We start from the raw sequence: 12,066 nt of genomic DNA, 5'->3' as shown, positions 1-12,066 counted from the left end.
TGAATTGCGGGGAGTCGACAAACCGATGACGGGGCGGCCCAGGCCGCTATGTAAGCTGTTGAAATCCGATGACCTCTGGTCGGCCCTGACGATCAACCTTGCAGCGCCGATGAACATACGAGCGGCGTCTCCACGTTGCGGTGAGGCCGGGTCCAGGAGTTGGATAAATTTGGCCTGCAGATACAACGTTTTTATGCCTGATCCGCATTGCGCGAATGGCGCCTTTACGCCCAGCAGATTTACCTTGGCACTCCCGCACTGTGGTGCGTTGAGTCGAACACGATGTGTATCCTGATTTTGCGCGGTCCTCAGGCCGATCCGGCACCGTCGGTGACGATGCAGTTGCCTGAGTGTGCTGGCCGTGCGTTGCGCACGTTGGCGTGTGCCGATGTGGATCGCTTGATTGCCGAGCTGCATGCGGCCGGTGGCGATGCCGAGGTGGAGCTGGTGTTGCTGGATTCGGGCGATCTGCCCTTGTCCGAGCGCAGTTGTGCGCGAGCCTTGCGTGCTGCCGTGGACGCGTTGCCCACGCCGTATATCGAGCTGCATACCGATGCCGATCAGGAACTGGAGCCGTGGCTGCATGCGCAGCATGCGCCATTGGCAGTGGTGATCACGCCGCACGATGCGCCGCGTGCATATGCGATGTCGCTCGGCATTGCCGCGCGGTGTCTGCCGCCGATACACGCGCCACTGCGCGTTGCTGCCTGAGGAGGTCGCCATGTCGATCATGATCATGCGTGGGCCGGAGGCGGCCATGCCGCAGGTGCGTGGGCCGCAGCCGTTGCCGCGCGCCGTCATTCGCCAATTGGTGGCGTGTGCCGGGGACGCGGGCAAGACGGTGGCCTTGCGTGCCTGTGGCTCGGAACAGGAACTGCTGGATGCGCTGCGTGTGGCCGGCCAGGCGCGGATGGAGATTGCGCTGATCGATCCGGGCAGCTGCGTGGACAGTACGCGGTTGCATCGCGTGTTGAGCCAATTGCCTTACCCCTATGTCGAAACGCACGACGACAGCGTGGACCGTCCGGAACGCTGCCTGCCGCACGGTTTGGGGCAGTGCATCGCCACGGTGCGTGGCTACTGCGCGCAGAGCTATCTGTTGGGGCTGGAGATCGCGCTGGAACATCTGGGCTGCACGGAGATTCAAGGCGATGTCCACGTCGGGACCTGAGCGGCGCCAGCTGCATTACTTCGCCGACTACGAGGGCTACTGCGATGGTCGGCCGGTGCTATGGGGGCAACTGGCGCACAGCGTGGACGTGCCGGCCGATGGCGAACTGGACGCAGCCGCGCTGGTGCGCGCGCTGCGCCGCCGTGCGGCCGAGGCACACGGCCTGGAAGCAGGGCAGATTCGCCTATGCCAGGTCACGCGGTTGTAACTGGGAGCCTGGAGCAGCTACAACCGCGTGTGCGGCAGCCACTAGCAGCCACTCGGCGGGTGCGGCCTCTGCTCGCCCGGCATGGCATGTGGACGCTGCGGTTGCTGCACGCTGTCCTACGCACCTGGCAACCACTGGCGACGTTTAGTTTGCCGCGCTGTGTTTGGCGCGTGGACGCGGCGTCATCGCTGCAGACGATTCCGCACCGCATTGCGGCTCACGCCGTGCAGCGTTTGCAGCCACACCAGCCCAACAACAATCACTGAAAGACACTGCCGCCCGAAGGCGGCAGTGTCGTGTTGCAGACAGGACGCGTCACTGCCGTCCTGCGAACTCCGCTTACTTGGCTGCTGCGTTGTCCGGCACGAACTTGGTCAGCTGGTTGCCGGTGGCCGCCGTGCCGAAGTTGAAGCGGCCGTAGCCGGCGCCCCAATACAGCGCGCCGTTTGCGATGGCCGGCGAACTGATCACCGAGCCGCTGGCGTTGTAGTTCCACACGGTGGCGCCGGTGTCGGCGTCCAGTGCCACCATATTGCCGGCCATCGAGCCCGCATACAGCAGGTTCGGCGACACCGTCAGCGAGCCCTGGCCGCCCGCCGGCACGGTCGGATTCACCGGGTTGATGCCGGGCACCTTGACCTGCCATTTGATCTTGCCGGTTGCCGCGTCCAGCGCGGCCCACGAACCGCCGTTATGGGTCTGCACGTTCGCCGGCCCCAACGTATAGGTGGCGTTGGAGTTGTTGTTGATGGCCACGTAGATCTGCGACTTGTACGGGTCGAACGCGGTACCCCATTCCACGCCACCGGTGGTGCCGCCGGGGCCGACCTGGGTCGACCAGACCTTGGCGCCGGTCTTGGCGTCGAAGGCCCAGTAGATGCCGCTCTTCTGACCAGCGCCGACCAACTGCTGCAACCTGCCGTTGCGCGGCACGGCAAACAGTTGCACGCCGGCACCGCCAAAGTCGTAATCCGGGCCGGTCAGGTTGGTTGCCTGCGTGTTGGGGCACAGACCGTTGGTCGGCGCCACGATGCAGGACAGGTTCCACGCATCGTATCCCTGTGCACGGTTGGCCCAGATCAATTTGCCGGTATCCAGATTCAACGAAATCACCGAATCGACGTAGTTGTCCGGCGCCATGCAGTTGAGCTCATCCTGCACGGTGAGTTCGCTGCCGCGATAGGAGCGCGCGTTTGAAACGCAGTTACCCACGCCCTGCGGAATGTTGTAGTTGTTGCCGGTGCCGAAATACAGGCGACGGTTGATCGGATCGATGGCCACCTGGCCCCACACCGATGCGCCGGTGTAACCCTCGGGCACGTTGTAGAACTGCCATACCTTCTTGCCGGTGTTCAGATCCACCGCCACCACGCTGCCGCGGAAGCTGAAGGTGTGGTTGGCCGCCAGGTTGCCCCAGTCGCCGGAGGAGACGCCGACGTAGATGCGGTTGCCGTAGATGACCGGCGAGGAGGTGATGCGCGCCTGCGGGTTGGCTTCCACCGTGGTCTTCCACAGCAGCTTGCCGGTCTTCTTGTCTAGCGCCAGCAAGGTGCCGGCGACCTGGTCGCCAACGATGATGCTCTTGGCGCTGATGGCCGGCGTGTTGCGCGTCACCGAGTTGGCGTTGCCGGTGTAATCGGACAGTTTGGCTTGCCAGTTCGGCTTGCCGGTTTGCGTGTCCACGCTATACAGCGTGCCACCCCAGTCGGGCACATACAGGGTGCCGCCTTCGACGCTGGGCGTGGCCGAGATGTCGCCGGTGGTGGTCAGCGTCCACGCCGGTTTGAGCGTCTTGGCGGTGGTGCGATTGATCTTCCACTCGCCCGGTGCGAAACGCGAGTTCAAGTAGCCGCCACCGGCGGTGGTCCAGTTGGTGGGGCTGGCGAAGGGAAGGTCTTGACCGAAGCTGCGCCAGACCTGGCCGGAGCGTGCGAATGCCTCGGTATCCAGGGACGATACCGGCTGTTGCGCGGTGGTGGCGCCAGACTGCGCGAAAGCCACGGCACTGACGAGCAGGCAAGGAACGAGCGTCAAACTGCAAAATCGCAAACGGCGTTTGGGATTGGTCATCACGGCATGTCCTAGATGGAAGGAAGCGCTGGATCCCCCCGGATCTGCTGACCGAACGATGGACGATTGACGTGACTGCGCAACACCTGCGCGGCCCTGCATTCAGACAGCGGTCGGGTCCGTTTGCATCTGGTGCGACCAGCTTGAAAAATTTACGTTCAATCGGTTCGTTATTCGCACAAATCGTGATGATTCATCACTATTTCCTGGGTTGCGATAGAAAAAATGATTGATGCGGGCTTGGCCCAGGATGCGCCGATGACGGCGGTTTGCAAGAAGTAACCAGGAAATGTTGCGCAACCTTGTGTGGTGGGTCTTTGCAACGGATGGACGCGATGGGGAAGGGCGCGAGGAGAACCCGGTGCGCAGCGTCTCCGGTCGATGGCAGCGTCCTGCGGTATGTACCGAATGGGGCGTTTGGGATCGGCGCTGTGGCCGATTGCATTGCGCGTTGCGTGTCGTGCCGCGTGCGGCGGTGGCGGGATGCGCGATGCGGGTGGCCGTACCCTCATCCGTCGCTTCGGGACACCTTCTCCGGCGGGAGAAGGGCATGGCGCGTTGCAGATGCGGGCACTTCGCAGCGGCGTGCGGCCGTGCGGCTGCGCGCTGGATACGCAAGCCAGCGCGACAGCAGATGTTTCGCGCGCTACGCCGTGATGGGTACCACCGATCTGCACTGCGGTAACGCTGCGCGCCGCGCATCGCTGCAGGTTATCCATCTCGACACGGAAGCGGCAGCCTCGCGACGCACAACGCACGACGCATAACGCACAACGCACAACGCATAGACGGCACCCACTGCACGCATCACGCAAATGGTCTGCGTCCGCTTACACCCGCTCCGACGCGCGCGAAGCGTGTTGCACTGCAGCGGGATCGATCGCTGCCAGCTGTGCGATCGCATCCTGCACAACCGCTGGCACGCTGGCGTCCACGTCCACCGACACCACGTCCGCTTCGTCCAACGGCAGCTCCAATGTCTGCAGCTGGCTGTCGAGCAAGGTGGGTGGCATGAAGTGGCCTGCGCGGTTGCTCAGGCGGGCGGCGATCACGTGCGGGGCCGCATGCAGGAACACAAAGCGCATCGGCACGCCGCTGTTGCGCAGCAGTTGGCGATGCGCGCTGCGCAAACCGGAGAAGGCCAGCACCACCGATTCGCCGGCCTGTACGCAATCGCGCAGCGTGGCCGATAGCAGTTCTACCCACGGCAGGCGCATCGCGTCGGTGAGCGGTTGGCCGGCCGCCATCTGCGCGCGTGCTGCCACGCTGTGGTAGTCGTCGGCATCCAGAAAACGGAAGCGGTAATGCGCTGCCAGCGCGTGTGCAATGGTGGTCTTGCCGCTGCCCGACACGCCCATCACCACGATGGCAAGCGGCGAAGCGGACGCGGGCGTGGCATGTGTGGCGGTGTCCATCACGTCAGGTTATATCTCTGGATCGATTCGGCATTCGAATGGATTTCACGTTGGCGGCAGCCGATGCGTGGTGTAGCGTCGGCGCTCCTCGCCAGGTGCGCGGGCACCCAGCGTAACGGCGTGCTCGGCCGGGTACAACGCATTTGAAGGTGTGTCGATGACGTCATCGCCCGCAACGTCTCCTGCATCGGCGCGCCTGCGCTGGCGCGAAAAGCTGGGCTATGGTGCCGGCGATCTGGGTCTGAATCTGTACTGGGCCAACATCTCGGCGTTCTTGCTGATCTTCTACACCGACACCATGCACCTGCCGGCGGCTGCAGTCGGCACCATGATCCTGTTGACCAAGATCGCCGATGCGATCGCCGACCCGGCGATGGGCGCATTGGCCGACCGCACGCGCAGCCGGCTGGGCAAGTTCCGCCCGTACCTGTTGTGGGGTGCGTTGCCGATGGCTGCTGCCGGCGTGCTTGCCTACACCACGCCGGATCTGGACCAGCATGGGCGTATGTGGTGGGCCACGATCACCTTCCTGGTGATGATGCTGGCCTACACGGTGGTGAGCATTCCGTACTCGGCACTATCCGGCGTGATCACCGCCGACAGCCAGCAGCGTACCGGTCTGATCAGCCTGCGTTTCATCGGTGCATTTGCAGGGACCACGTTGGTCAATTACTTCACGATGGACCTGGTGCGCTGGTTCGGCGCAGGCAACGATGCGCTAGGATGGCAACGCACGATGCTGCTGTATGGCGCAGTGGCGCTGGCGTTGTTCGTCACCGTGGCGCTGACCACGCGCGAACGCGTGCAGCCGCCGCCGCAACAACGCACGCCGATTCGTCGTGACATCGCCGACCTGCTGCAGAACAAACCGTGGTGCGTACTGTTCGTGCTGTCGTTGATCATCATGATCACGATCACCATGCGCGGCGGTGCGGGCGTGTACTACCTCAAGTACTACGTACAACGTCCGGATCTGGTCGGCCTGTTTCTGGGCAGCTACTCGGTGGCCCTGGGCGTGGGTGCGGCCATCACGCCGCTGCTGACGCGGCGCTGGGACAAGCGCCAGCTGATGTTCTGGCTGATGGTGCTTGTTGGCCTGCTGAGTTGTGCGATGTTTTTCGTGCCGGCCGATGCGGTGTGGGCGGTGTTTGTCTTGAACATGCTGATCGGCCTGGCGCTGGGGCCGAAATCGCCGTTGGCGTTTTCGATGTATGCCGATAGCGCCGACTACACCGAATGGCGCACCGGCCGCCGTGCCACGGCGATGACGTTCGCCGCGGCGACGTTTTCGCAAAAGCTCGGCGGGGCGTTGGCCTCGGCCGGCATTGCCTGGGTGCTGGCTGCAATGGGCTATGTCGCCAATACCGCGCAGTCCACCGGGTCGTTGACCGGCATCGTGCTGTTGCTGACAGTGATTCCAGGCGCGGTTGCGCTGCTGGCGGCCTGGACCATGCGCTTTTATCCGCTGGACGACGGGCTGTTGAACCGCATCCAGCTCGAACTGGCCGCGCGCAAGCGCGACGAACCGGAGCACCCCTGACCGTGTCTGCAACGCCCCCCGCCACGTCCGATGCGCTGTCCAGCCTGATGGCGCCCAGCGCCGATGGTGCGCGCTATGCGCTCTACAGCCCTACTGCAATGCCCAATGCCGGCGGCTTCCTGTGGAACCGCCGCATGATGGTGCAGCTGACCTGCCGCGGTTATGCCACCGGCCAGTTCATGCAGCCGGAGCCATCGAAATACGCGCATGCGCCGATGCTGGAAGCGCGCAATTTCATGATGCCCGAGCAGCCGTACTACGCGCATCATCCCGGTCGCTTTTTCTATCTCAAGGACGAAGACACCGGCGCGTTGTACTCGGTGCCGCATGAACCGGTGCGCGCGCAGCCGCAAGCGTTTGAATTCTCTGCAGGCAAGCACGATGTGCGCTGGCGGGTGCGCCACGACGACATCGTGGTGGAGTTGTGCGTGTCTCTACCCACCGACGATGCGGTGGAGCTGTGGGAATGTCGTGTGCACAACCTGTCCGGGCGCGCACGCAGGCTGAGCCTGTATGCCTATTTCCCGGTCGGCTACATGTCGTGGATGCATCAGTCCGGCGGTTACGAGCCGGCCTTGGGCGCAATCGTCTGCCGTAGCGTGGCGCCGTATCAAAAGGTGGACGATTACTTCCGCCAGCGCGATTTCAAGGACTGCACCTTCCTGCTGCACGAGCAGACGCCGGTGGCCTGGGACGCGCAGCAGATGGCATTCGAAGGCGAGGGCGGGTTGCACGCGCCTTCGGCCGTGCAGGCCGAGCAGCTGGGCAACCACGATGCGCACTACGAAACGCCTGCCGCCGCGTTGCAATACCGGCTGACACTGGACGCCGATGCGGCCAGCGTGTATCGCTTCGCATTCGGGCCGGCCAAGGATGATGCCGAAATCGCTGCGCTGCGTGCGCGCTATCTCTCCGAAGCCGGTTTCGCCCAGGCGGCGCGTGAATATGCGGAGTATCTGCAGGCCGGTCGTGGCTGCGTGCAGATCGCAACACCCGATGCGGCGCTGGATAATCTGGTCAACCATTGGTTGCCGCGCCAGGTGTTCTATCACGGCGACGTCAATCGCCTGACCACCGATCCGCAGACGCGCAATTATCTGCAGGACCATATGGGCATGGCCTACCTGCAGCCTGCCACCGCACGCGCGGCGCTGTTGCACGCCCTGTCGCAGCAGGAGCCCAGCGGCGCAATGCCGGACGGCATCTTGTTGGTGGAAGGCGCCGAGCTCAAATACATCAACCAGGTGCCGCATACCGATCATTGCGTGTGGTTGCCGATCTTTTTGAGCGCCTATCTGGCCGAAACCGGCGATACCAGCATCCTGGACGCGCTCGTGGAAACCCATGACGGGCAGCGCCTGAGCGTGGCCGAGCGCCTGGATGCGGCCATGCAGTGGCTACTGGATGCGCGCGATGCACGTGGGTTGAGCTTCATCGCGCAGGGCGACTGGTGCGACCCGATGAACATGGTCGGCTGGCGCGGCAAGGGCGTGTCCGGCTGGCTCACCGTGGCCACCGCGTATGCAGTGCGCCTGTGGTCGGAGATCTGCACCGCGCAAGGGCGCAGCGCGCAGGCGCAGGCATTCGGCGAGGCGGTTGCCGTCATCAACGCCGACGCCAACCGTGAGCTGTGGGACGGCAACTGGTACGCGCGCGGCATCACCGACGACGGAGTGCGCTTCGGCATCGCCGACGATGTGGAGGGGCGCATCTATCTCAATCCGCAGAGTTTCGCGCTGCTGGCCGGCACTGCCGATGCACAGCAACGTGCGGCGCTGCTGGAGGCGGTGCGCGAGCAGCTGCACACACCGTATGGCCCGGTGATGCTGGCGCCGGCGTACACGCACATGCGCGATGACGTAGGACGGCTGACCCAGAAGTGGCCGGGCGCGGCGGAAAACGGCGCGGTGTACAACCACGCAGCGGCATTCTATTTGTACAGCCTGTACCAGATTGGCGAGGCCGACCGCGCCTGGGAAATCCTGCGCGCATTGCTGCCGGGGCCGACCCGCGAGGATGTGCTGCAACGCGGCCACCTGCCGGTGTCGCTGCCCAACTACTACCGTGGCGCGTGGCATCAATACCCGCGCACGGCCGGGCGTTCGAGCCAGCTGTTCAACACCGGCACGGTGGCATGGGTGTATCGCTGCGTGCTGGAGGGCTTGTTCGGACTGGTCGGGCAGGGCGATACGCTGGCGATCCGTCCGCAGCTGCCGTCGCATTGGCCGCACGCGCGTGCGAGGCGCCAGTTCCGTGGTGCGGACTTCGACGTCACGCTGACGCGCGAGCCGGGTCGCACCGCGATGGAGGTACTGGTCGATGGCGCGCTCTGTCCGGAGCAGCGCATCGGCAACATCGCGCGCGGGCAGGTGTATCGGGTCGAGGTCCGGTTGCCCGGATGAGTCCGCGGGCCGGTCGCCGCCTCGGCGTTGGCGGCGGCAATGGACGGCTGAAGCGGCTGGAGCGCGCTTGCGACGCGCTCCAGCTGGCTTGCGTCAGCGTGTCGGCGCTGGCCCCAGATAGGAGGCAGGCACCGGCACGGTGCTCAGCACGAGCTTCTCCAGGACGATGTTGTCGTCGATCCTGAAGACCTTGATCGTGTGCCGACCCTTCGCCAACGCGCCCATCTGCGCCGAGACGAACACCGCATTGTCCCGTACCGCGGTTGCCCAGGCTTTTTCGGCGGGCGTGTTCTGTGCCCCGCCGGTCGGGTGCAGCTCCCAATTGACGGTGGTCACCGGACCGTCGTCGATGGAGACGCCGAGGCGGAGCGGCCCGCGGTTGGACGTATCCAGTGTGGGCGCAAGATACAGGCCGAGCGTCGCAGGGCCCGGCGTGGTGACCACCACGTCGTACTCCACTGCGACACGGTCTTCGGCCGTGGTGGCAGGCTGTCCCTGCGGCAGCGCGACCAGGGCGCCTTGCGTTCGTCCCAGCGCGGGGATCGCCGTCCATTGCAGCCCCTTGTTGGCGATGACCCGCGAGAACATGGGCGCTTCGAGCGCAAGCACCCCTGGCGTTTGCGGGGCAGGCGGGGCGAATGCGATCGAGCGCGCGATCCGGTCGGGCGGCGTATCGCCGCCAACGCGGCTGATCGAGGGCATGGACTGTTGGGTCGGGTCGTTCCAGATCACATAGCTCATGTGGACCTGATTCATCATGCCGTCCCATTTGCCGCCGTTGATCGCGTGGTAGCGCTGTGTCAGGGCCTTGTCGCGCTCGAAGGTGGTTTCGACCATGTCGGCGAAGTAATTGGCACGTGCATCGTTGCGAGCGGCCAGGCGCTTGTTCCATGCGGCCGCGTAATAGAGCTGGTACAGATTGGAAACTGCCGCGATCGGGTATTCGATCAATTGGTAATAGGCATCTTGCTGGTCGGCAGGCAGGCTCGCCTTGACGCCGAGCATGCGCTGCTCGAGCGCCTGCCACTGCGCAACCATTGCGCCGAACTCGCCGCCATCCAGCTTGGCCGGCGCACCTTCGCCCAGGGCGAAGCTGTCCTGATCGACCAATTCCGGCTTTCGCCGCGCAACCAGCATGCTGTAGCGGGTGATCAGCTCTCCGATGCGTGCGGCATGCGCCGCGTCGAACGATTCCTGCGCCCATTGCTGCGGATACGCCGCAAGTGCGCCGGGCGTCATCGCTTCCGGATTCCAGGCCATCTTCAGGAAAAAGCTCAGTGGATATTCCATCGGCTTGATATCGCCGACGTTGACCACCCACAGTTGCCGTGCGCCGCGCCGATAGGCCAGATCCATCTGCTGCCAGATCTTTTCGACCTGATTGGTATTGATCCATTTGTAGTTGCGCGGCACCCCCACATAATCGAAGTGGTAGTACACGCCGTACCCACCGGCGCGCTGCAGGTCGGTGACCGGAAGACGGCGGATCTGGCCCCAGTTGTCGTCGGAAAACAGCAGCGTGACATCGTCGGGCACCTGCATTCCGTGGTCGTAGTAGTCCTGCACTTCCTTGTAGAGCGCCCACACCTGCGGCGTTTGCGCGGCCGGCGCCTTCGTCACATCGGCAATGATGGCGCGCTGGTCAGCCACAACCTGTTCCAGCAAATGGCTGGCCGTGCTCTCGGCCATCGGTTCGTCGCCATCGCCGCGCATGCCGACGGTCACCAGGCTGTCGTAGCGTTGGCCGCCGCCCTTGGACATCATTCGCGCAATGCCGCCCTTCCAGAAGGCGCGCAGGTTGGCGGCATTGCGGGTGTAGTCCCAGGCGCCGCCGCTGTTGGGGATGCTCTTGAGATGCCACTCCTTCTGCGCGCGCATCATCGGCTCATGATGGGAGGTACCCATGACGATGCCCATCTGATCGGCCAGCAACATGTTGTTGGGGTCATCGACATTGAATGCCTTGCCCCACATCGCCGGCCACAGATAGTTGGCCTTCATGCGCAGGCCCAGCTCGAAGACATGCGCGTACATCTTCGCATTGACGCCACCGAATTTCTTCGTCGCCCAGCCCTTCAAGGCAGGGTCTTCGTCGTTGATGAAGAATCCGCGGTAGCGCACCTTCGGCGCATCGGACACGCTGCCGCGGGTGATGAACAGGTTGGATCGATGCGCCGTTGCGACGTCGGCAAACCAGTACCACGGCGACACGCCAATCTTCTCCGAGACATCGTAGGTACCGAAGACCGCGCCACGGCGATCGGCGCCGACGATGACGAGCGCCCGATCGATCTGCGGCGTGGGGCGATCGACGACAATCTGCGTATACGCCTCCCAGCGTTGCAGCAAGGCGCGCCTGTCGATTTTCCCGGCGGCGATCAGCGTATCGATGATCGGGCTCTGGCCGAGCGTGCCCACGATCACGGCCGTTCCGCGGACGCCTGCCAGATCGGTGCTCACGCCACTGGTGCGGCCGGCAACCCGTTGCAGGTCGGCTGCGAAATTGTCGGCCACCGATCGCACGGCGGAATCGGCCGAGGCATCGACCACGACCGTGGCGGGTACGTCCGAGCGGATCAGCGCAAGCGCACCGGCGCTGTCGCGTTCGCACACCGACACCGGCGTGCGACAGGCCCAGGCACCGTCGGCGGCGAAAAGGCCGGCCACGATGAGCAGCAGGGATCGCACGCCCGACGGCGCACTAGACGAGATCTGGCTTCTTGCTTGAACGGACATGGGCTCTCCACATGCGGTGCTGATTTCTGGATGGTGCGACACACGGATCGATGGCACTGCCAAGCGGCGGTCGCGGCCGATGCACCGCACCGGTCTGCGCCACGCCTGCACGAGGGGCCGCGTTCCATCGCGTGATGATGACGCGCAACTGGGTGCGTTGACTGCCGTCGTTGCACTGCAGCAGTCGATCGCACTGGCGCAGTGACGCAAGCGATGACGTTGTGCCTGGCATTGCTGTCATGCAAGACGCCATTGAGCAACGAAATGCTTTGGGTACATCGTCCGATTCAAGGTGGACAGACAGTATGTTGTGTTAGCGCTAACATCAAGCCTGCCGGCAAGCCCGGCTGCTCGGTAGACGCTCCGCAGCCCTGCGCAGGTCACGTCTTGCGCGGCCATGGTTTCGCCGAGCGCGGCGATGGTCGCGGTGTGGCTCAACCGTGCCGGCATGTGTGAATGGCCACGGGCGCCGCGCCGGTGGCCGCACACCAACCGCAGATATGCCCCCAGTCCGCGCGGGCATG

8 protein-coding genes are annotated in these 12,066 nt (G+C 64.4%); 5 read left to right on the top strand and 3 right to left on the bottom strand.

Features of this window, described 5'->3' with window-relative positions; genetic code table 11:
* Window positions 1-282: 282 nt before the first annotated feature.
* Genes J7396_RS12655 through J7396_RS12645 form a run of 3 tightly spaced genes read left to right on the top strand, consistent with a single transcriptional unit; the run spans window position 283 to window position 1,379 of the window.
* Window positions 283-711 (top strand): hypothetical protein, encoded by a 429-nt coding sequence (locus J7396_RS12655; RefSeq protein ID WP_008571740.1) that lies wholly within the window; start codon window positions 283-285, stop codon window positions 709-711.
* Window positions 712-721: 10 nt separating this feature from the next.
* A complete protein-coding gene (locus tag J7396_RS12650) occupies window positions 722-1,171 on the top strand; it encodes a type II 3-dehydroquinate dehydratase (protein ID WP_031424894.1) in 450 nt (149 codons plus the stop codon).
* On the top strand, window positions 1,152-1,379 hold the full coding sequence (locus J7396_RS12645; RefSeq protein ID WP_005914565.1) for a hypothetical protein: 228 nt from the start codon (window positions 1,152-1,154) through the stop codon (window positions 1,377-1,379). The genes J7396_RS12650 and J7396_RS12645 overlap by 20 nt, the downstream gene beginning before the upstream one ends.
* A 339-nt stretch (window positions 1,380-1,718) precedes the next feature.
* Here J7396_RS12645 and J7396_RS12640 read toward each other — a convergent pair whose 3' ends face one another.
* Window positions 1,719-3,449, bottom strand: a complete 1,731-nt coding sequence (locus tag J7396_RS12640) for a PQQ-binding-like beta-propeller repeat protein (RefSeq protein WP_209261536.1) — start codon at window positions 3,447-3,449, stop codon at window positions 1,719-1,721.
* An 830-nt stretch (window positions 3,450-4,279) separates the two neighbouring features.
* The gene (locus J7396_RS12635; protein ID WP_008571736.1) at window positions 4,280-4,864 is read right to left on the bottom strand and encodes a gluconokinase, GntK/IdnK-type; all 585 of its coding nucleotides are present in this window, start codon (window positions 4,862-4,864) and stop codon (window positions 4,280-4,282) included.
* Between the two features lie 157 nt (window positions 4,865-5,021).
* Between J7396_RS12635 and J7396_RS12630 the strand changes: the two genes are divergently transcribed.
* Window positions 5,022-6,404: an MFS transporter gene (locus tag J7396_RS12630; protein ID WP_008571735.1), complete on the top strand. Its 1,383-nt coding sequence runs from the start codon at window positions 5,022-5,024 to the stop codon at window positions 6,402-6,404.
* A 2-nt stretch (window positions 6,405-6,406) separates the two neighbouring features.
* Window positions 6,407-8,806 carry an NdvB protein gene (locus tag J7396_RS12625; RefSeq protein ID WP_209261535.1) on the top strand — a complete coding sequence of 800 codons (2,400 nt, stop codon included), beginning with the start codon at window positions 6,407-6,409 and terminating at the stop codon, window positions 8,804-8,806.
* A gap of 93 nt (window positions 8,807-8,899) precedes the next feature.
* Here the strand turns inward: J7396_RS12625 and J7396_RS12620 are convergent, their stop codons facing one another.
* Window positions 8,900-11,542, bottom strand: a complete 2,643-nt coding sequence (locus J7396_RS12620; RefSeq protein ID WP_209261534.1) for a glycosyl hydrolase 115 family protein — start codon at window positions 11,540-11,542, stop codon at window positions 8,900-8,902.
* Window positions 11,543-12,066 lie beyond the last annotated feature (524 nt).

This window comes from Xanthomonas sp. A1809, assembly GCF_017746015.1.
Lineage (GTDB): Bacteria > Pseudomonadota > Gammaproteobacteria > Xanthomonadales > Xanthomonadaceae > Xanthomonas > Xanthomonas euvesicatoria.
This window is presented reverse-complemented; position numbering and strand designations above follow the sequence as displayed.

Excerpts from the sequence above, each read along its gene's own strand:
- J7396_RS12655 (WP_008571740.1), top strand. The coding sequence starts at position 283 with ATGTGTATCCTGATTTTGCGCGGTCCTCAGGCCGATCCGGCACCGTCG.
- J7396_RS12650 (WP_031424894.1), top strand. The coding sequence starts at position 722 with ATGTCGATCATGATCATGCGTGGGCCGGAGGCGGCCATGCCGCAGGTG.
- J7396_RS12645 (WP_005914565.1), top strand. The coding sequence starts at position 1,152 with ATGTCCACGTCGGGACCTGAGCGGCGCCAGCTGCATTACTTCGCCGAC.
- J7396_RS12640 (WP_209261536.1), bottom strand. The coding sequence starts at position 3,449 with ATGACCAATCCCAAACGCCGTTTGCGATTTTGCAGTTTGACGCTCGTT.
- J7396_RS12635 (WP_008571736.1), bottom strand. The coding sequence starts at position 4,864 with ATGGACACCGCCACACATGCCACGCCCGCGTCCGCTTCGCCGCTTGCC.
- J7396_RS12630 (WP_008571735.1), top strand. The coding sequence starts at position 5,022 with ATGACGTCATCGCCCGCAACGTCTCCTGCATCGGCGCGCCTGCGCTGG.
- J7396_RS12620 (WP_209261534.1), bottom strand. The coding sequence starts at position 11,542 with ATGTCCGTTCAAGCAAGAAGCCAGATCTCGTCTAGTGCGCCGTCGGGC.